At 42.3% G+C, this 19854-nt stretch carries 18 protein-coding genes; 10 read left to right on the top strand and 8 right to left on the bottom strand.

Translation table 11 applies throughout. The features are described from left to right. The first annotated feature begins 156 nt into the window (after positions 1-156). From DBY97_RS00425 to DBY97_RS00405, 5 genes are read left to right on the top strand one after another with little or no spacing between them, the layout of a single operon-like run. Positions 157-804 (top strand): heteromeric transposase endonuclease subunit TnsA, encoded by a 648-nt coding sequence (locus tag DBY97_RS00425; protein WP_070765480.1) that lies wholly within the window; start codon positions 157-159, stop codon positions 802-804. Then, a complete protein-coding gene (locus DBY97_RS00420; protein ID WP_107857089.1) occupies positions 801-2663 on the top strand; it encodes a Mu transposase C-terminal domain-containing protein in 1863 nt (620 codons plus the stop codon). Before DBY97_RS00425 ends, DBY97_RS00420 begins: the two co-directional genes overlap by 4 nt. After that, complete coding sequence (locus DBY97_RS00415; RefSeq protein WP_070765482.1) at positions 2660-3553, top strand: TniB family NTP-binding protein; 894 nt, start codon at positions 2660-2662, stop codon at positions 3551-3553. The genes DBY97_RS00420 and DBY97_RS00415 overlap by 4 nt, the downstream gene beginning before the upstream one ends. Further along, the gene (locus DBY97_RS00410; protein WP_070765483.1) at positions 3550-4575 is read left to right on the top strand and encodes a TniQ family protein; all 1026 of its coding nucleotides are present in this window, start codon (positions 3550-3552) and stop codon (positions 4573-4575) included. The genes DBY97_RS00415 and DBY97_RS00410 overlap by 4 nt, the downstream gene beginning before the upstream one ends. A gap of 60 nt (positions 4576-4635) precedes the next feature. Then, the gene (locus DBY97_RS00405; protein WP_012221661.1) at positions 4636-5658 is read left to right on the top strand and encodes a DNA cytosine methyltransferase; all 1023 of its coding nucleotides are present in this window, start codon (positions 4636-4638) and stop codon (positions 5656-5658) included. Here the strand turns inward: DBY97_RS00405 and DBY97_RS00400 are convergent. From DBY97_RS00400 to DBY97_RS00375, 6 genes are all read right to left on the bottom strand, one after another. Further along, positions 5642-6397 (bottom strand): MAE_28990/MAE_18760 family HEPN-like nuclease, encoded by a 756-nt coding sequence (locus DBY97_RS00400; protein ID WP_070765485.1) that lies wholly within the window; start codon positions 6395-6397, stop codon positions 5642-5644. The two genes, DBY97_RS00405 and DBY97_RS00400, sit on opposite strands and share 17 nt — an antisense overlap. After that, positions 6394-7518 carry a GmrSD restriction endonuclease domain-containing protein gene (locus tag DBY97_RS00395; protein ID WP_107857088.1) on the bottom strand — a complete coding sequence of 375 codons (1125 nt, stop codon included), beginning with the start codon at positions 7516-7518 and terminating at the stop codon, positions 6394-6396. Before DBY97_RS00395 ends, DBY97_RS00400 begins: the two co-directional genes overlap by 4 nt. 221 nt (positions 7519-7739) lie before the next feature. Then, positions 7740-9482 carry a hypothetical protein gene (locus DBY97_RS00390; RefSeq protein ID WP_107857087.1) on the bottom strand — a complete coding sequence of 581 codons (1743 nt, stop codon included), beginning with the start codon at positions 9480-9482 and terminating at the stop codon, positions 7740-7742. A gap of 79 nt (positions 9483-9561) precedes the next feature. Beyond that, positions 9562-10545: a lipoyl synthase gene (lipA, locus tag DBY97_RS00385; protein ID WP_070591250.1), complete on the bottom strand. Its 984-nt coding sequence runs from the start codon at positions 10543-10545 to the stop codon at positions 9562-9564. Positions 10546-10674: 129 nt separating this feature from the next. After that, the gene (lipB, locus tag DBY97_RS00380; RefSeq protein ID WP_049352317.1) at positions 10675-11277 is read right to left on the bottom strand and encodes a lipoyl(octanoyl) transferase LipB; all 603 of its coding nucleotides are present in this window, start codon (positions 11275-11277) and stop codon (positions 10675-10677) included. Continuing rightward, entirely contained in the window at positions 11277-11552 is a 276-nt protein-coding gene (locus tag DBY97_RS00375) for an HP0495 family protein (protein WP_107857086.1), read from the bottom strand. The genes lipB and DBY97_RS00375 overlap by 1 nt, the downstream gene beginning before the upstream one ends. A gap of 213 nt (positions 11553-11765) precedes the next feature. Here DBY97_RS00375 and lon point away from each other — a divergent pair, with 213 nt between their 5' ends. From lon to DBY97_RS00350, 5 genes are all read left to right on the top strand, one after another. Then, positions 11766-14225, top strand: a complete 2460-nt coding sequence (gene lon, locus DBY97_RS00370; RefSeq protein WP_107857085.1) for an endopeptidase La — start codon at positions 11766-11768, stop codon at positions 14223-14225. Positions 14226-14410: 185 nt separating this feature from the next. Next, positions 14411-14680: an HU family DNA-binding protein gene (locus tag DBY97_RS00365; RefSeq protein WP_003683413.1), complete on the top strand. Its 270-nt coding sequence runs from the start codon at positions 14411-14413 to the stop codon at positions 14678-14680. Between the two features lie 349 nt (positions 14681-15029). Further along, positions 15030-15299, top strand: a complete 270-nt coding sequence (locus DBY97_RS00360; protein WP_036490759.1) for a FeoA family protein — start codon at positions 15030-15032, stop codon at positions 15297-15299. Positions 15300-15326: 27 nt separating this feature from the next. Then, positions 15327-17195 (top strand): ferrous iron transporter B, encoded by a 1869-nt coding sequence (gene feoB / locus DBY97_RS00355; protein WP_049336637.1) that lies wholly within the window; start codon positions 15327-15329, stop codon positions 17193-17195. After that, positions 17192-17320, top strand: coding sequence for a FeoB-associated Cys-rich membrane protein (locus tag DBY97_RS00350; protein WP_003683546.1), 129 nt, complete (start codon positions 17192-17194; stop codon positions 17318-17320). Before feoB ends, DBY97_RS00350 begins: the two co-directional genes overlap by 4 nt. A gap of 115 nt (positions 17321-17435) precedes the next feature. Here the strand turns inward: DBY97_RS00350 and DBY97_RS00345 are convergent, their stop codons facing one another. Both DBY97_RS00345 and mpl read right to left on the bottom strand, forming a co-directional pair. Beyond that, on the bottom strand, positions 17436-18089 hold the full coding sequence (locus DBY97_RS00345; protein WP_107857084.1) for a DUF1287 domain-containing protein: 654 nt from the start codon (positions 18087-18089) through the stop codon (positions 17436-17438). A gap of 206 nt (positions 18090-18295) precedes the next feature. Beyond that, entirely contained in the window at positions 18296-19672 is a 1377-nt protein-coding gene (mpl, locus tag DBY97_RS00340) for a UDP-N-acetylmuramate:L-alanyl-gamma-D-glutamyl-meso-diaminopimelate ligase (protein ID WP_107857083.1), read from the bottom strand. Positions 19673-19854: the final 182 nt, after the last annotated feature.

Below are 19854 nucleotides of genomic sequence, written 5' to 3'. Positions count from 1 at the left end.
ACTGAAAACAAAAATTTTGCATTAAGATTTGAAAATAATATTGTTATTTGAGACTAAATTATAAGAAAGCTAATTGAGTTTGGGTTATTGATAAAGGGCATTAACTCATTAAGATTGTCTTCCTTTTAATCCTTTTTCTACTACACATATAAAACTATGCCAATCCGTAAAATTCCTAAAAACTATCGAAATATTACAGGTATCGCTCCATATAACAAAGCTATAGGCATTGCAGCTTATGAGTCATCTTTGGAGCGTGATTTTTTAACTCTGCTGGAATTTGATTCTAATGTGCAGCATTTCGAAGTACAGCCTATCACGATTGAGTGGTTTGACCCAGCAGGAAAGAAGCATATCTATACCCCTGATGTTTTGGTTCATTATCAAAATGATGTAATTATTTACGAAGTAAAATATCGTAGCGATTTACGTAAAAACTGGTGTGAACTCAAACCTAAATTTCAGGCTGCCTTACATTTTTGCAAATTACACGGTTGGCATTTTAAACTGATTACAGAGTTAGAGATTCATACTGATTATTTATGCAATGTACGCTTTTTATTGCCATATCAACAAAATGGTTTATCTGGCGAATACAGCGAAGCATATATGACTTTATTGGATGAATCGTTACGCGAATTGAAAAAATCCACACCTAAACAGCTTATTCAACAGACTTTTCAGGATGAATACAATCAAGCAAAATTATTGCCTGTATTGTGGTACTTAATTGCAGAACGAAAAATTGGCGCAGATTTAAATCAACCACTCACTATGCAATCCGCTATATGGTTTAAAAAATGAAAGCAACTTTAAATGTGAATGTCGGTGCAATGGTTTTGTTTCAAAACAAAATCTGTGTAATTACAGCAGTCCTGGATTTAGAAACATATCAGTTACGCGATAGTGTAACCGGTGCAGATTACCAAGCAAAATTAGCGGATCTATCAACAGTCCAGAGTGCTGAATTAACCCACTTAGATAGTATTCCTGAGCAAAAATGGCAATTAGCTCAACAACATTTCGATGTAATTGAGCCACTTATCCGAAATCCAAAACGTAGTAAATCTGATGTTCAAGCGAGAGCTGCCGAATGCGGTGTACATATCAGTACGGTTTATCGCTGGTTAAAAAGTTATAAGGAAAGCGGCGTTCTGACTGCTTTAACACGTAAGCAGCGTAGTGATAGTGGTAAAACACAGCTTTCTGATGATGTAGAACAGCTTATCAGGCAAGTATTGGAAGTGGATTATTTAAGCACACAACGTAAATCAATACAGAAAATCATTAGAGAAATTACACGGCGTTGCCATAAACAAAATTTACCAGCTCCTCATGCTAATACCATTCGTTCTCGAATCAAAAATATTGCGCCTCAAATTAAAATTGCTAAACGGCTAAGCCATAAAGCAGCAGAAATGAAATTTTCTCCTTTACAAGGTAGCTTTCCAAATGCCGATTATCCGCTTTCAGTGGTACAAATAGATCATACAAAGTTAGACATTATTTTAGTTGACGATATATATCGTAAGCCTATTGGTAGGCCGTGGATTACGCTGGCGATTGATGTGTTCAGTCGAATAGTTACGGGATTTTATGTGTCATTCGATCCACCAAGTGCATTATCTACAGGTTTGTGTTTAGCACATAGTATTTTGTCTAAGGAAAGCTGGTTGGCAAAACATGGAGTGAAAGGGCGGTGGCCTGTGTGGGGTTTGCCACGCAAAATTCATTTGGATAATGCAAAAGAATTCCGTGGCAAAGTGCTGGAAAAGGCGTGTAAACAATACGGTATTGAAATTGAGTGGAGGCCTGTGGCACGTCCTCATTTCGGAGGACACATTGAGCGTTTACTGGGTACGATTTTGGATGAAGTCCACGGTTTAACTGGTACTACTTTTGCAAATACACAACAAAGAAAAGATTATGCTTCCGAAAGTAAGGCGGCATTAACGCTAACTGAATTTGAAACGTGGTTAACACTATTTATTTGTGATGTTTATCATCAGCGTACTCATTCTGGATTGGGAATCTCACCGTTAGCCAAATGGAAATCAGGTGTATTAGGAGATGATGTTTCTTTAGGAACAGGATTACCTGATAAAGTGGTTGATGAGACACTATTGCGCTTGACCTTTATGCCGTTTGAAATGCGAACGGTGCAGCAATATGGGGTAGTTATCCATAAAATCACTTATTGGCATGACGTTTTACGACCGTGGATTGCAGCAACTAATCCGACTAATCCTAGACAGGCTCGCCAGTTCATTTTTCGCATAGATCCACGTGATTTAAGCGTGATTTGGTTTTATGACCCAGATTTATTGATGTATTTTCCAATACCTTATCGGAACAGTTCGAATCCGGTTATCAGCATTTGGGAGCTACGAGAGATTCAGAGACAATTAAAAAATGAGCAGAAACAGAATATTGATGAGAACATGATTTTCGCAGCATACGGACGAATGCGAGAATTGGAAAAGCAAGCTCAAGGTAAGACTAAAGCTATCCGTCGCGCTCAACAACGTCGCCAATTAGATCAACGTACTCGAGCATCTTTACCTATGCCTCAAATTGATTCGAGGAATATTATATTGTCTGAAAATGAGGAAAATATGTTTGATGATATTCAACCTTTTGATGATTTGGACGATTTATCATGAACTATCCTCACCTTTCTCCCAAAGCAGAAGAACAACTAAAGTATAGTGATATTGAGCGCATCGAATACATACGTTCCCCGCGTTGGATAGGTTATCCGCAGGCTCAACAGGTTTTGGTAAAACTGGAAGATTTGCTAAGTTTCCCGAAACAAAACCGTATGCCTAATATGTTGTTGGTTGGTGATACTAATAACGGTAAAACCATGTTGATTAAACATTTTTTGCGGCAACATCCAGCCCATGATAATCCACATGGAAATGGTATTATCGCACCAGTAGTGATTATTCAAGCACCACCTATACCTGATGAAAGCCGTTTTTACAATGCTATTTTAGATTTACTGTTTGCCCCCTATAAAACTCATGACAGGACAGATAAAAAACTTGCCCAAGTGCTTCATTTGCTCAAATACGTTAATACTAAAATGTTGATTATTGATGAAATCCACCATATCCTTTCCGGTAGTTTGAATAAGCAGAAAACGTTTTTAAATGTAATTAAATACTTAGGAAATGAATTACAAATTCCGATTGTAGGTGTAGGTATTAAAGACGCATATCGAGCCATTCAAACTGATGCACAGTTGGCCAACCGTTTTGAACCTGCGGTGCTTCCTCGTTGGGAATTAAATAAGGATTTTATGCGTTTATTGATGAGCTTTGAACGGATGCTGCCGCTTAGTCAGCCGTCGGATTTACATGAAATTTCGTTGGCTACAAAGTTATATGGCATGAGTGAAGGATATATTGGAGAGCTTTCTCGTTTGCTGACACAAGCTGCTGTAGCCGCCATTCAACAACAAACTGAATGTATTAACGAAACAATCTTAAATTCAATCAACTGGATTAGTCCAAGCCAACGTAAACGTCAATTGGATAAACTCAGATGATTTTACCCGCTCATCCGAAACCTTATCCTGATGAATTGTTTACATCATGGTTGGTTCGCTTAGCACATGCAAACGGGTTGAAAGTACAAACCTTCTGTCATTTGCTATTTCCTAATTATGAGATATGGAATAGGGATATAGATCGCCATACTCCTGACTGGTTGGTCAATACATTGGCTGAAAAAACAGGCTGTTCAACCATTCGAATCAAAACAACCACATTAGATAGCCTACAAGGTCGATTATTTGACAAAAACAATTTTTCAGGACAATTGACGTGGATAAACAGCCTTAAAGCCAATCACCGTAAACGCGATAATAATGCTATTGTTTATTGCCCGCTATGTCTAGCTACTGACCATGAAACATATTTCCGAAAATCATGGCGCATAGCCCTATATACATTTTGTCCAATACATCAAATCATGATGCATGATTGCTGTCCTAAATGTGGCATATATATTGCTTTTCACCGACAAGATTTAGGTAAACCTAATTTGCAGCGCTTTACAGAGTTGAAATATTGTTGGAATTGTCAATATGACTTGAGCAACAGTCCTTGTGAGAATGTTATTTTCTTTAATGATGAAATCAGGCTGCAATGGCAAAATTGGTTAAACCAAATTGCTAATCTTGATTATCTTTTTAACCAATCTGAAAAAGAACAACTAAAAATTCTGCATCACTTTTTGGCGATTACTACATCAAAGAAGCTTGCACCGGATTTGTACTCTTATTTGTGCAAGCAAATACATCAGATTCCAGTTCAATTAGAACGTTCTCGTCGACTGAGTTGGGAAAGTCGCAGTTTGGCGGAACGACACAGTACTATTCATGCTTGTTTGTGGTTAATACAAAATTTTCCAAAAAATCTATTTAAAGCATGGCAAGATAAAGCCGTCCGTTATAACCATTTATTGAAGGATTTTAATGATTGCCCCCAAAGTTTTCAGGAAATAATTTTAAAAATGAATAGAAACGTTCATAAGGAACTGTACTATTCAGAGCTTATATACTATTAAAAGCTCGACTCCAATCAAAGTTAAGGATATAATCCTTATATCAAAAATATGAGTTGAAAAATGAAAATTGAAGCAGTAGATTTATTTTGTGGAGCAGGTGGGTTGACAGCAGGTTTACTTCGAGCAGGAATTAAAGTGAAAGCTGGATATGATATTGATGCAGCTTGTGCATATGCGTACGAGTATAACAATAAAGGTGCAAAATTTATATTACAAGATGTGGAAACAGTTACTGGAGATCAGATTCAGGCGCACTATTCAAAAGATGCAGTTAGATTATTAGCTGGTTGTGCTCCTTGTCAGCCATTTTCTACTTACAATCAAGGTCGTGATGTTCGTAATGACAAAAAATGGCCATTACTATACGCTTTTTCTCGCTTGATTCATGAAGTGCAACCAGAGCTTGTGACTATGGAGAATGTGCCAGATGTTGTAAAACATGAGGTATACCAAGATTTTGTAAATAATTTAAAACAACAGGGATACCAAGTTTGGGCTGAAAAAGTATTATGTGCAGATTATGGAGTCCCTCAATCACGACGTAGACACGTATTACTTGCATCACGTATCGGTAATATTCAGATGGTTCCTCCAACGCATTCAAATTGCCATGTAACAGTTCGTCAGGCTATTGGACACTTGCCGCCACTGGCAGCAGGCAAACAAGATACTATAGATGTATTACATCGGTGTTCATCAATGTCAGCTCGTAATCTAGAACGGATTCGTGCTTCTCGTCCAGGAGGAACATGGATGGATTGGCCAGAAGATTTACGAGCCGCATGTCATCGCAAAAAAAAAGGACAGTCTTATAAACGAATTTATGGTCGTATGGAATGGGACAAGCCCGCCCCAACAATGACAACTTTATGTATTGGCTTCGGCAATGGACGCTTTGGGCATCCGGAACAAGACCGTGCAATTTCTTTAAGGGAGGCAGCCTTATTCCAAAGTTTTCCTCTAGATTACCAGTTCACTCAAGAAACTGATACTCCAATTCGCCAAATTAGTCGAATGATTGGTAATGCTGTTCCTGTATTGCTAGGTGAGGCAATCGGAAATAGTTTTAAACTGTTGGTTTGAGATATTTCTTCTGCATTAGATATTCAGTAAATGCATCAGTAAATAAATGCATATAGCGGAAAGTAGTGGCTTTTATTGCCATTAAATCAGATATTGTTCGGTTTCTACCACATTCTTGAAAGGTGATTTCTCCATGAGCAAGTTTATTTCGTTCACGGGTTATTTCTTTCATACAAGTATCTTGAAATTTGCGCGTACTTTCATAGGTAATATTTCCTGCTTGCCGTAATTGGCGGTGAGTTTCGTCATCGATACACATATTAACTTGAAGTTTCTTTGCAAGCTTAAATATTTCGTCATCATTAAAATTTCCTCCTCCTCCTTTAGAAATTTTAATATCTATTTTTTGTGTATCACCGAAATGTTTAAGCATTTTGAGTCCATTACCTAATCGTGTTTCTACACTAGCTTTTGCATCATTAAGGTTTAACCCTCCTATTAGCCATTCTTTTTGGATGGGTTCTGAAAATTGGGTAATAGGCATCCTTTCATTTTGAATATAGCAAATTAAAGTATTTAGGCTTTGGGTAACAACAGCCTCAATGTAGTTATATAGTAACATATAGATACTAGCGGTAAGGATATGGAGATGAGTATTTTCCAATTGATATTCAACACCATTTCTATTTTGTAAAGCTGGTAAACCATGTTGAGTACTATCATGGATATACTTTAGCAGATCCATATATAGGTTTATTTCCTCTTCACGACTTTCCATCATAGATTTTACTGAGTTCATGGATGATTCCGTTTAAAGGCATTTTTAGCAAAAAATAATCTAGCATGTAGCTTTTTAGTGGCATTTGCACCATCACTACCAGTTACTTCAATGAATTCTTTACTGTCAAAAATATCAACGCACTCCTTTGGGGTAACTTGAGCTAAAATGCCTGGATTTTCCTTTTCAGCGAGATAAGCTGAAACAGCCATGCCTTCGAAACGAGTACGAGAAGACTGACCCTTTCCATCTCTTTTAAAACCAATTGGATATTTTTCTTTGAAAAAAGCCATAATTTCATGGAATTTTTGTTCGTAAGTCGCACGCATGTTTGGATTTTTAGCAAATTCTTCATTCATGATTTCTGTATAATCAAAGATAAATTTACGAACATTAGCAGAATAATGGTCTAAATACTCACCATAGGCAAAAAAGCGAGTAATGAATTCTTCTCGCTCCCCCATATCCTGCATATTCTTGCTAATTTTTGCTAATTCATTAAATGTTTTATCTTCAGATAAAGTCTCAACCATATCGTAAAATGCTCCTTGAAGCAGACCTCGACGAATTTCTGCAGGTGTAGCATTTTTGCTACCTGTATTAAGACGTTCAAATAAGTCAAGTCGAGCTTCTTTGTCTGTTTTATTACTAAGTACTACGCCTCGGATAGGTTTATTTTTGAAAATCTTTTGACGACTTTCTAGGAGTTGGTGATAAGTTTGGCCGTTAAGATAAATAAGCTTTTCCAAATCGGATAATTTTAAATTACCATGAATAAATTCAGACAATGCTGTTAGTCGTTGTGCACCATCTACCACTTCCATATTTCCAGTTGAAGGATCCTGCCAAAAAAATAAAAATGGGATGGGTAGGCCAATTAAAACAGACTCAATGAACCTACTTTTACGATGTTTTTCCCAAATGTTTTTTCTCTGGTAGCCTGGAATAAACAATTCTTGCCGATCTAATTTGGCAACTAGTGTTTCTATTGGGTAATCAGTTACATAGTAATCAATTTCTTTTTCATGTTCTTTTATCTGATTTTCAATCATTAATTCAAAATCATGTTGTTCTTCTTCTGCAAATAGACTATATCCTGTAGGGTTAATAAATTTTTTATGCGGAGTATCTCGATTTTTCATTTTGAATACCTAAAAATAGAAATTGTTAATATTATGTCTTAGATTAAAAACCATAACCTTGAAATATCAAAAGAACCCTTTTCTTTTGTGTCTTTAGAATTTACTTAACATTTATGTTAGCAGATGGTAATGCAGATGGTAATAATTACCCCTATATAGTAGTTACGATACCCTCAGCCTTATCAATAAGAGAGTTGGTAATTTATAAATTACTGACTAATTTATTTTAAAATAAAATTTAATATTTTTTTGTGTATTTTTTGAGCGTAGTTTTTGATATCTTTATGTGTATGCTTTAGAGTATTAATTTGTAAACTGGAGTTTTTTGGAACTTTATCCCAAATTCCTCGCTGTTTTGCTAAGACATATAATAATTGAGTCAGATACTTTGTCTCGTCAATTGCCTGAAAATAAATAATCGCCGTAACAAAATGTTCACTTTTTCGAGCTTGAATTTCAATCAACCAAAATGTTTTATCTTTGTACTCAATTTTTCCTAATAATACCTTACGCCTTGTTTTGGTTTTGGAAACAAGATACGACCATTGGGCTTTATGGGCTGAGTCAGTTAATGGAACAAACTCACAAGCTGGAGAGCTAGACATGTAGATAGTTGCCTTAATATCTGAATATTCTTCATTCAAATGTTCGATAGCCCGTACGGAATTATCAAAAGTCGCAGCTAAGGCAGCCCTATTTTGTTTTTCAGATTGGGTATTAAAAGTGCTAATGGACGCAGGTGCAATTGTAGTTTGGCTCCATGTACCTAAATCCACTCCTAAGCTAGTTACATTAATTTTTTCATTTATGGCAAGTTTCTGTGCTTTGTATTCATTAAAGGGCTTTTTGGGTTTTTCAATCTTTTTACCGATTAAATCTGAAAAGCAATTTATGTTTAAGTTAAATTGTAATGTTGATACGCAATTGACTGATTCATATTGATTTTGAATAATAGAATTTCCCTTGAGACTGGGAGTTCGCCCCTCTCTTCGATACTCTTTCTTTTTATCATCAGGTATATCTGTTTTTTTATCTCCCTTTCGATTGTCATTACTCCTATCAACAGAAATATCGGGAAAAGGAGCCGAACAAGAACAAATCTCCGTAACTAAGAATCTATCAACAATTTTAATACCGCGAACCATTAAATTGGTTGGATTAATAAATGGGAAATTGGTAGATAATAATGTAGTTGGTTGTTCGTTAACTCCTATTTTTATTAGGGAGTTTTTAATCTGAAAGAATCCAGACAATGCAATATCTGAAGTCAATATTCTTGCTAAAATAAAGGCCTCTTGATCTGTATATTGTTGTGGTAATTTAATGACTACCTTATCTGTTTCATTATCTATCGCATATGAAATTTTTGTAATTTCTTCTGGATTAGAAAATGTTAAATGAGCTAGTCTAGTTGAACAGGCATAATAAAAACGGATAATTTCTATTACTGGAATAATTATTCCATATTTGTAATTCTCATTTTGAATTTTGAAGCAAGAAAAAGGTACTTTTGCATCTGTTGCAAAATTTTTCTGCAACAATAGTTTGCACTCTTGTTCTCTTCTGCTTGAATCTAAATATTTTATTTTGTAATTGCTATTAATTATTTCTACTGTATTTGCATTTATTTCAATATTTTTAAGAGTGGCTATATCTGTAACTGCATTATTGTTTTGAAGTTTTCCTTTTATCCAAAGAGATCCCACTCTTAAAATAGGAAGCAAGCCTATATTAACAGGAATCTTTTTCAATTGATTATATTCTGGAATTTCTCTACCAGAGCTATCAAATCTAGCAAAGTTATATACAGAATTATCGTGAAAGTTAACTGGGCGTAAATAGACTTCAATAAACAGGTTATTGTTATTTTTCAATTGGGAAAAAATCTTCCCTAACCCATCAATTCGCCACAATTTATTATCATGTGGGAATTCGGCAATTTCAATAACTGGTTGTTGATCCATATTTGCCCAGTCGAACTTAGCGTTATAAAGTCGCAAATAGCGTAGTTCAGTCTCAAATAGCGTCAGAATTCACAATTGTTTAGTGATGGCTGCAACCACCGTGGGTTTCACGCAAAGCTTCGGCTGCTTGTTCGTCTGCGTGGTAGCTGGAACGAACCATTGCGCCGATGGCGGCATTGGTAAAGCCTAATTCGTATGCTTCTTTTTCAAAAACTTTGAATTGGTCGGGCGTTACATAGCGCAAGACGGGCAAGTGGCCGTCTGAAGGTTGCAGATATTGGCCGATGGTAATCATCTCGATATTGTTGGCACGCATATCGCGCATGATTTCGCGCACGTCCTCGTCTGTTTCGCCCAAGCCGACCATGATGCCGGATTTGGTCGGGATATGTGGCATCATTTCTTTGTAGCGGCGCAGAAGCTCGAGGGAATGTTGGTAGTTGGCACCCGGACGGGCTTTTTTATACAGGCTTGGATGGGTTTCCAAGTTGTGGTTCATCACGTCGGGCGGTGTTTCTGCCAAGATTTCCAGTGCGATGTCCAGACGGCCGCGGAAATCGGGAACGAGGATTTCGATTTTGGTATTCGGGCTGGTTTCGCGGATGGCTTTAATGCAGTCGGCGAAGTGTTGGGCTCCGCCATCACGCAGGTCGTCACGGTCGACGGAAGTAATCACGACATAGCGCAGGTTCATGGACTTGACGGATTCGGCCAAGTGTTTAGGCTCGTCAGGATCCAACATATTGGGGCGGCCATGGCCAACGTCGCAGAATGGGCAGCGGCGGGTACAAATATCGCCCATAATCATGAATGTGGCCGTACCCTTGGTAAAGCATTCGCTGATATTTGGACAAGATGCTTCTTCGCATACGGTATGCATTTTTTGTTCGCGAAGAATGTTTTTGATTTCAAAAAATTTCTTGCCCGGTAATTTGGCGCGGATCCATTCGGGCTTTTTCAATTTTTGTTCCAATGGAACAACTTTAATCGGAATGCGTGCAGTTTTGTCTGCGCCTTTCAGTTTGATGCCGCGTTTAGGGTCGTGTTTTACTTCTTCACTCATGGTGATGTGTTCTTTCTGTCGTTATAAAGGCCGTCTGAAAAGCTTATCGTAGTCTTTATGACCTAAGGGCTTGTGGGTTCAGAGGGGCAGTTAAAAGATGGTGTTGGGGTCGAATATTTTCAGACGGACTTATGCCAGCTCTTTTTGTAAATGCTTGGTCAGTTTGTCTGAAACCTCTGCCAAACTGGGTGCCGGAGAGACGTAGTCGGCAATTTGGGTCATTTCCATACCGGCATAACCGCAGGGGTTGATATGGGTAAACGGACTTAAATCCATGTTCACATTGAGAGCCAAGCCGTGGTAAACGGAGCCGTCTTTGATACGCAGGCCCAGGGAAGCGATTTTACGCTCGCCGACATAAACGCCGGGACGTTTGGGGTCAGCGGCTGCTTCGATGCCGTATTCTGCCAAGGTGGCGATGATGCTATTTTCAAGTGCGGAAACGATATGGCGGACGCTGGTTTTACGGCGTTTGAAATTGATCATCGTATAGACGACCAATTGACCGGGGCCGTGGTAAGTAATTTGACCACCTCTGTCAATTTGGACAACGGGAATATCGTCGCGAATGAGGAGGTGTTCGGGTTTTCCGGCCAAGCCTTGGGTAAATACGGGCGGATGTTCGACCACCCATAATTCGTCTTCGGTGTTTTCGTCACGCGAGGCATTAAATGCCTTCATGGCTTCGAAAGTCGGCAGGTAATCGACCAAGCCTTTGTGCACGATTTTCATTACAGCACCACTTTTACCAATTCGTGTGAAGTCAGGTCGCGGTAGATATTGTCGAGCTGCTCTTGGTTGTCGACATTTACTTTGACGGTTGCGCTGGTGTAGTTGCCTTTGCTGCTTGGGCGCGCAGTAATGTGGTGCGGCTCGGTATCGGGAGCGTGTTTACGCACGGTTTCCAAGATGGCGGATTCAAATTCCGGATGAACTGCGCCCATGACTTTTACAGGAAAGGTGCAAGGGAATTCAATTAATGATTTTTTTTCGGTTGAGTCTGTCATGGTTTACTACCTTGTTTGGTTTGCCAGGGCCGTCTGAAAAGTTTTCAGACGGCCCAAAATCCGATATATTTTATCGTAAACGTCCATATCGGGCTATTAAAAATGATGTTTTCGAAAATAGGTGCGGATAAGCTGTTTTCAAGTCTTGAAATGGAGCGCTTCAGCCCAATTTTGAGCTACATTCTGATTTAACAATGATTGAGATTATTAACTATGCCGACAAAAGACAAATATTTCGAGGAATACAGTGCGCTGGCTACCTTGCCTTTACGCGATGTCGTGGTGTATCCGCATATGGTATTGCCGCTGTTCGTCGGTCGTCCTAAATCGATTGCGGCCCTTGAGGCTGCAATGGCCAATGATGATCCGGTTTTCCTGTTGGCCCAGCTTGACCCTAATACAGAAGACCCTAAAGCTGAAGATTTGCACCAAACTGGTACGGTTGCCCAAGTTTTACAGGTTTTGAAGCTGCCTGACGGCACCGTGAAAGTATTGGTAGAAGGCATCCGTCGTGCGCGCGCATTGACGGTTGACGAAACAGGCGGACTGTTTTTATCCCATGTTGAGGCGATTGATGAAAACAGCGACAAGGACAATCCCGAAATTGAAGCCTTGCGTCGTACCTTGCTGACTCAATTTGAGCAATATGCGAAATTGAACAAAAAAATCCCTGCCGAAGTTATCAGTACCATCAGCAGTATCGATGACAACAGCCGTCTTGCCGATACTATTGCCGCGCATTTGCAGCTGAAGTTGGAGCAGCGTCAATATGTGCTGGAGACTGCCGGCATTGTTGAGCGTTTGGAATTTCTGCTGGCTCAGTTGGAAGCCGAACTCGATATCATGCAGGTCGAGAAACGCATCCGTGGCCGTGTAAAACGTCAAATGGAAAAATCCCAACGTGAGTATTACTTGAATGAGCAAGTAAAAGCGATTCAGAAAGAATTGGGCGAAGAAGACGAACGCGGCGAACTGGATGCGTTGGAAGCAAAAATCAAAGAAGCAGGCATGAGCAAAGAGGCTGAAGAAAAATGTCTGTCTGAATTGAAAAAACTGAAAATGATGCCGCCGATGTCTGCGGAATCTACCGTCGTGCGCAACTATATCGATACTTTGCTTGAGCTGCCGTGGAAGAAAAAATCCCGTGTCAGCAAAGATATTGCCAAGGCTGATTTGATTTTGAATGCCGACCATTATGGTTTGGAAAAAGTCAAAGAGCGTATTTTGGAATATTTGGCCGTTCAAAAACGTATGGACAAGCTCAAAGGCCCGATTTTGTGTTTGGTTGGCCCTCCGGGGGTAGGTAAAACTTCCTTGGGTGAATCGATTGCCAAAGCCACAGGCCGACAATATGTGCGTATGGCATTGGGCGGCGTGCGTGATGAAAGTGAAATCCGCGGTCACCGCCGTACCTATATCGGCTCTATGCCGGGCAAAATCCTGCAAAACATGGCGAAAGCGGGTGTGAAGAACCCATTGTTTCTGCTTGATGAAATCGACAAGATGGGCAGCGATTTCCGTGGTGATCCGGCCAGTGCATTGCTTGAAGTGCTCGATCCTGAGCAAAACAATAAGTTCGCCGACCATTATGCCGAAGTCGATTATGATTTGAGCGATGTGATGTTTATTGCCACTTCAAACAGCTTGAATATCCCGACTCCGCTGCTTGACCGTATGGAAATCATCCGTCTGTCCGGTTATACGGAAGACGAAAAAATCAATATCGCCATGCAATACCTTGTGCCGAAACAAATGAAGCGCAATGGTGTGAAAGAGGGCGAGTTGGTGGTTGATGAAAGTGCGGTGCGCGATATTATCCGTTACTACACCCGTGAGGCCGGTGTCCGCTCGTTGGATCGCGAAATTGCCAAAATCTGCCGTAAAGTGGTGATGCAGGTTACTTTGAATGAGGACAAGAAAAAAGCGTCCAAATCCAAAACAGTAAGCAAGGCCAAGCCTAAAGCAATTAAAGTTACTGAGAAAAATCTGCATGACTATCTGGGCGTGCGCCGTTTCGACTATGGTGTGGCCGAAAGCGAAAACCGCATCGGTCAGGTAACCGGTTTGGCTTGGACCGAAGTCGGTGGCGAGTTGTTGACTGTTGAGGCAGTAGCTTTGCCGGGCAAAGGTACGATTCAATGTACCGGCCAACTGGGCGATGTTATGAAAGAATCGGTATCGGCTGCATGGTCGGTTGTCCGTTCCCGTGCTGAATCAGTGGGTTTGGCTCCTGATTTTTACGAGAAGAAAGACATTCACGTCCATGTGCCTGAAGGTGCGACGCCGAAAGACGGTCCGAGCGCAGGTATCGCCATGACTTTGGCGATGGTTTCTGCTTTCACCAAAATTCCGGTGCGTGCAGATGTGGCGATGACCGGCGAAATCACTTTGCGTGGCGAAGTCTTGCCTATCGGCGGTTTGAAAGAAAAACTGCTGGCTGCTTTGCGCGGCGGTATCAAGCATGTATTGATTCCAAAAGACAACGTCAAAGATTTGGAAGAAATCCCTGAAAATGTCAAAACCGGTCTGACCATTCATCCGGTCAAATGGATTGATGAAGTGTTGGCTTTGGGTTTGGCAGCTCAGCCTGAGCAATGGGCGGCTGAATTGGCGGATGCTGAGACCCCGCAAACTTCTAAGACGAAGTCAAGAACAAAAGCAACCAAGCATTAAGTTGGTCGTCTGATGTTGCAAAAAATGTGGTTTTGCCCTGAATGCCACAAAAATAGGGCAATTCCACATCTTTTACTTGACATGATAATTTCAGAATTGCTATAAAGTGCGTATGTGCTTTAAAAGTGCTTAAGCCCCGAGTATTCGGGCATTTCATCATTTTTTACGATAGGAAGGGACTAATTGTGAATAAGTCTGAATTGATCGAAGCAATTGCTCAAGAAGCCGGCATTTCCAAATCTGCTGCGCAAAAAGCTTTGGATGCTACTACTAATGCCGTAACCAATGCGTTGAAAAACGGCGACACTGTTACTCTGGTCGGTTTCGGTACTTTCTACGTCGGCGAACGCGCCGAACGTCAAGGCCGCAACCCTAAAACTGGCGAGCCTTTGACTATTGCTGCTGCTAAAACGCCTAAATTCCGTGCCGGTAAAGCATTAAAAGATGCTCTGTAATTGAGCGTTTTTTCCTGAATAGGAATAAAAAACCGATTCTATTCGGTTTTTTATTTTGAAGGCCGTCTGAAACTTTTCAGACGGCCTTTAGTTTATCGAGTGTATATAAAGGCTGAAACCCAAACAATCAAAGGATTTCTGCTTTTTTAATTCTCCTGCCTACAGTTGATTTTTGTATTAATAAGTTTTATCATTAGCAAAAAAATAACAATACTTAAAACAAACCGCACTTATCGAAAGAAGGGGCAAATAGCCATTCATAACCAATCTTTCAAATGTGCCGCACATTCGCCACACTTCTCACGTTTTTTCAATAATCTGATTTTAAAACAAATGAAAAGAGAGGCTTATGTCTACCATTCCTTTGTCGCGCCTGAAAAAAGGCGCAGTCGTACATATTGATTCTATTATTTCCAACCCTGTTTTTGGTGAATTGGATTCCTTGGTAACCCGTCGTCTTGCGGATTTGGGTTTTTCCAGCGGAATGCCGTTGCAAGTGATTGCCGTGGGCGGTTTTGGAAGAGGACCGTTTGCAGTACGCTTGGGCAATCAATCCCAATTTTCCCTGCGGTTGGAAGAGGCCGGGAAGATTATGTGTCGTATCGTTGAGGCCGTTTAAGGCCGTCTGAAAGAATAAGGAAAAATGATGGAACTAAGCTATTTTGCCTTGATTGGCGCGCCAAACTGCGGCAAAACCGTTTTGTTCAACGGTTTGACCGGCTCACATGCCAAGGTTGCCAATTATCCGGGCGTAACTGTCGATAAGCGCGAGGGCGCCTTCCTCGACGACGAGGCCGTCCGCATTATCGACCTGCCGGGCACATACAGCCTACGCACGACCAGCCCCGACGAAGCGGTGGCGAAAGATGTAATGGTAGGCAAGATGGGCATTCCGCCCGATGCCATTATTGCCGTTGCCGACGCGACCAACCTGCGTATGACCCTGCGCATGATTTTGGAACTGAAAACGCTGGGACTGCCTATGGTGGTGTCGCTGAATTTGAGCGACGTGGCCCGCAAAAGGGGCTTGAATATCGACGCGGCCAAACTGAGCGAGTTGTTGGATGCACCTGTTTTGGAAACAGTTGCAGTGAGCGCGTCGGGTGTACAGGCTGTACGCGAAGCCGTGGCGAAGCTGCCGCGCAAACGCTCTTTCCCCGCAAACCCCGCCTCTGCCGAACGCACGCTCGATGCGCTGGATAGCGACAAACTTTATCAAGAAGTCGAATCGATTTTGGCACAAGTGGTACGCACCCAGATGACGCTGCCCGCATGGCACAAAAAACTCGACGACATCGTGCTGCACCCCGTCTGGGGCATGATTATGCTGCTGGTCATCCTGTTTATGGTGTTCCAAGCGGTTTACACATGGGCGGCGCCGATTATGGACGCCATCGAAGGCGGCTTTACCGCGCTGGGCGAATGGATAGGCGCCAACATGGAGCCGGGCATCCTCAGCGACTTGCTCGTCAACGGCGTCATTGCCGGTTTGGGCAGCGTGTTGGTGTTCCTGCCGCAGATTACGATTTTGTTTGCCTTTATCCTGCTATTGGAAGACTCAGGCTATCTGCCGCGTGCAGCCTTCCTGCTGGATAACATCATGGCAAAAAGCGGTTTGTCCGGCCGTTCGTTTATTCCCCTTTTGTCCAGCTTTGCCTGTGCCGTTCCTGCCGTGATGTCGGCGCGTACCATTAACGACCCGCGCGAACGCCTTGTTACCATCGCGGTTGCGCCGTTGCTGACTTGTTCCGCACGTTTGCCGGTGTATGCGCTGATTATCGCCGCTGTTATTCCTGACCGTACAGTGGGTGGGATTTTCAACCTGCAAGGCCTGACATTGTTTATTCTTTATATCGTAGGCATTCTGTCGGCTGCATTGGCAGCGTATATCATGAAACGCTTGGCGCGGATGAAAGGCAATGTGCAACAATTCCCACTTTTGATGGAATTGCCGACTTTCCGTACGCCTAACTTCAAACACATCATGACCAGCTTGTGGGATAGGGTAAAAGCCTTCCTGAAACGCGCGGGTACCATCATTTTTGCGTTGGCCGTGGTCTTGTGGGGCTTGGTAAGCTGGCCGCAACCGCCTGAAGGCGCAACCGGTGCCGCCATCGATTACAGCTTGGCAGGTACGCTTGGTCATGCTATTCAGCCGTTTTTTGCACCTTTGGGTTTTACTTGGGAAATGTGTATCGCCATGATTCCGGGTATTGCCGCGCGCGAAGTGGTCGTTGCCGCATTGGGTACCGTTTATGCCGTCAGCGCGTCGTCTGAAGATGCCGTACAAAACGCATTAATTCCCATCATACACAACAACTGGGGCTTGCCGACCGCCTTTGCCTTCTTGGCTTGGTATGTGTATGCTCCGATGTGTGCCGCGACTTTGACCGTGATTAGACGCGAAACCAAATCCACGAAAAATATGCTTATGATTACAGGCTATTTGTTCCTGATGGCTTATTTTGCCGCATTCGTGGTTTACCAAATTTCTTCAAGGATACTATCATCATGACTCAATATATTATCGTCGGCTTGATTATGCTTGCCTGCGTATTCTTCCTCTTGCGAAAATTCGTATTCAAACCGAAAAAACGCGACTGCAGCAGCGGCTGCGGTAAATGCGGCGGTTGTGGTTAAATAAAGAGGGTTAGGTAAAAGTAAAAGGCCGTCTGAAATGGTTTCAGACGGTCTTTTTTATTGCTCTATGGCTTTTCAGATGCAAAACTAGGTATTTAGAGCTTAGCACCAGGATTTATTGAACGGGAAGCCTGAAATGTCCAGTGATGGTGTAGCGGTAGAGGATATCGTCTTCACGGGTTCCTAAACCGATATTATGGATAATCAGAGGCCTATCGCCGATTTTTCGATCGGAGACGATGCCGATATGGGGACGGTTGCCTTTCAGTTCCCAAATTACAATATCGCCAGCCTGATAGTTTGTATCTTGAACGGCCCAGCCTTGGCGCATGAAATAAGTCATTAGGTTAGGGACGCGGCGGTGATCGATATTAGTGTCCGGCTGTTTTAATCCCCAGCGTTTCGGATAAACGGAAAAGTTGCGGCTCATGTCTTGATGAACAAGCTCTTGCAAATCGATATTTTGGTCGCGCAAGGCACGGATGACCACGTCTGTGCAAACGCCTTTTTCCATCGGTACATTGCCCATTGGATATTTGAGCTTGGTGTAAGCAGGGTCGTAACGAAGGGTTTTGCCAATTTGGTTTCGTGCAGATTGTACGATTTTCGGTGATGGTCCTTCGGGTTCGGTAATCTCTTGTTGTAGGAAAACGGTGTCAATGCTTGGAATAGAGTTGTGATGACGGGCAAAAAATACCGCTGTTGTAATCAGAAGGATGGAAAGCGCAATACTGAGAACTATGGGCTTAAAGGCAGTTTTGTGTTTCATGATATATGCACGGCTTAGATGTTGTCTGCATTATTATCAGATTTTGGGTAGGATTGGCAATGCATAATGGAAAAATGGTCTTGAGCAAGTATGTATGGACTAATAATGGATGAGTGCTATTTGGGTATTACTAATAGATTTTAATTAGCACATGATAAAAGGCCGTCTGAAAACTTTTCAGACGGCCTTAGTTATTGGAGAAGGCATTATTTCAATGCTTCTAACAGTTTTCCGTGTATTCCGCCGAAACCGCCGTTGCTCATGACCAAAATATGATCGCCTGCTTCGGCATTTTTCACGATTTCGGCAACAAAGGCATCGAAGTCTTTGCCGACGTGCAGCTTGCTGCCTAAAGGCGCGAGGGCTTCGGCAACATCCCAGTCCACGCCGCCGGCGTAGCAGAATACTTGGTCTGCATCATTTAAACTTGCGGGCAGAGCGGCTTTCATGGTGCCGAGTTTCATGGTATTGGAACGCGGCTCGAGGATGGCGATGATGCGTGCGTTACCGATACGTTGGCGCAGACCTTCGATAGTGGTTTCGATGGCGGTCGGATGGTGGGCGAAGTCATCGTAAACAGTGATGCCATTCACCGTGCCTTTGATTTCCATACGGCGTTTGACGTTTTTAAATGCACTCAAGGCTTCGCAGGCCGTCTGAATATCGACTCCGGCATGACGCGCGGCAGCGATGACAGCGAGCGCGTTCATGCGGTTGTGTTCGCCCATCAGTTCCCAAGCGACGTGTCCGACCGTTTCGCCGTGATGGCGTACGTCAAACGAGCCGTCGGCATGGACGCTACCAACTTGCCAGCCTTGTTCGGTACCGAATTTTTCTACGGGCGTCCAGCAGCCTTTGTCTAAAGTATCTTGCAGGCTTTGCTGCTGGCCGTTGCAGACGATGAGGCCTTCAGACGGCACGGTGCGTACCAAATGATGGAATTGGGTTTGAATGGCGCCCAAATCGGCAAAAATGTCAGCGTGGTCGAATTCCAGATTGTTCAAAATGGCGGTACGCGGACGGTAGTGTACGAATTTGGAGCGTTTGTCAAAAAAGGCGGTATCGTATTCGTCGGCTTCGATAACGAAGAATGGGGATTTTGAGTTAGGGTCTTGGCGCGGCGTTTGCGGCAGACGGGCGGAAACGCTGAAGTTTTCCGGTACTCCGCCGATGAGGAAGCCCGGCGCAAGGCCGGCATATTCCAAGACCCATGCCAGCATGGAGGCTGTGGTCGTTTTGCCGTGCGTCCCCGCCACGCCGAGTACCCAGTGCTGGTGTAATACGTTTTCAGCCAGCCATTGCGGGCCGGAAATATAAGGCAGGCCTTTGTTCAAAATGGCTTCAATTACATACATGCCGCGTTTGGCAACATTACCGATAACGTAAATATCGGCTTTAAATTCGTTCAATTGAGCAGCATCAAAACCTTCGTGTACGTCAATGCCCAAGGCTTCGAGCTGGGTGCTCATCGGCGGATACATCTTTGCGTCGCAACCGCTGACTTTAAAACCTGCTTCTTTGGCAATAGCCGCTACGCCGCCCATAAATGTGCCGCCGATACCGATAATGTGGATGTGTTTCATGATAAGACTGTCTTTGGATAAATTAATTTTAAAGCTGTCATTATAACGGAGTTTGGATAAAGAAAGGGGTCGTCTGAAAAGTTAGGCAACAATAAGAATAGGAAAAAAATACAAGGAATTTGATTTTAAAAGGAGGGTATTGAGGTTTTGCAAGTATGGGATTGGGTAAGCACTACTTTGGA

The organism is Neisseria subflava, from assembly GCF_003044645.1.
Classification (GTDB): domain Bacteria; phylum Pseudomonadota; class Gammaproteobacteria; order Burkholderiales; family Neisseriaceae; genus Neisseria; species Neisseria subflava_B.
The sequence above is the reverse complement of the archived record's forward strand: the minus strand, read 5'-3'. Positions and strand labels throughout refer to the sequence as shown.

Coding starts and splice junctions, on each gene's coding strand:
- DBY97_RS00425 (WP_070765480.1), top strand. CDS start 157: ATGCCAATCCGTAAAATTCCTAAAAACTATCGAAATATTACAGGTATC.
- mpl (WP_107857083.1), bottom strand. CDS start 19,672: ATGAAACACATCCACATTATCGGTATCGGCGGCACATTTATGGGCGGC.
- DBY97_RS00360 (WP_036490759.1), top strand. CDS start 15,030: ATGTCTACCATTCCTTTGTCGCGCCTGAAAAAAGGCGCAGTCGTACAT.
- DBY97_RS00400 (WP_070765485.1), bottom strand. CDS start 6,397: ATGAACTCAGTAAAATCTATGATGGAAAGTCGTGAAGAGGAAATAAAC.
- DBY97_RS00420 (WP_107857089.1), top strand. CDS start 801: ATGAAAGCAACTTTAAATGTGAATGTCGGTGCAATGGTTTTGTTTCAA.
- DBY97_RS00345 (WP_107857084.1), bottom strand. CDS start 18,089: ATGAAACACAAAACTGCCTTTAAGCCCATAGTTCTCAGTATTGCGCTT.
- DBY97_RS00350 (WP_003683546.1), top strand. CDS start 17,192: ATGACTCAATATATTATCGTCGGCTTGATTATGCTTGCCTGCGTATTC.
- lipB (WP_049352317.1), bottom strand. CDS start 11,277: ATGAAAATCGTGCACAAAGGCTTGGTCGATTACCTGCCGACTTTCGAA.
- feoB (WP_049336637.1), top strand. CDS start 15,327: ATGGAACTAAGCTATTTTGCCTTGATTGGCGCGCCAAACTGCGGCAAA.
- lipA (WP_070591250.1), bottom strand. CDS start 10,545: ATGAGTGAAGAAGTAAAACACGACCCTAAACGCGGCATCAAACTGAAA.
- DBY97_RS00415 (WP_070765482.1), top strand. CDS start 2,660: ATGAACTATCCTCACCTTTCTCCCAAAGCAGAAGAACAACTAAAGTAT.
- DBY97_RS00390 (WP_107857087.1), bottom strand. CDS start 9,482: ATGGATCAACAACCAGTTATTGAAATTGCCGAATTCCCACATGATAAT.
- DBY97_RS00395 (WP_107857088.1), bottom strand. CDS start 7,518: ATGAAAAATCGAGATACTCCGCATAAAAAATTTATTAACCCTACAGGA.
- lon (WP_107857085.1), top strand. CDS start 11,766: ATGCCGACAAAAGACAAATATTTCGAGGAATACAGTGCGCTGGCTACC.
- DBY97_RS00375 (WP_107857086.1), bottom strand. CDS start 11,552: ATGACAGACTCAACCGAAAAAAAATCATTAATTGAATTCCCTTGCACC.
- DBY97_RS00410 (WP_070765483.1), top strand. CDS start 3,550: ATGATTTTACCCGCTCATCCGAAACCTTATCCTGATGAATTGTTTACA.
- DBY97_RS00405 (WP_012221661.1), top strand. CDS start 4,636: ATGAAAATTGAAGCAGTAGATTTATTTTGTGGAGCAGGTGGGTTGACA.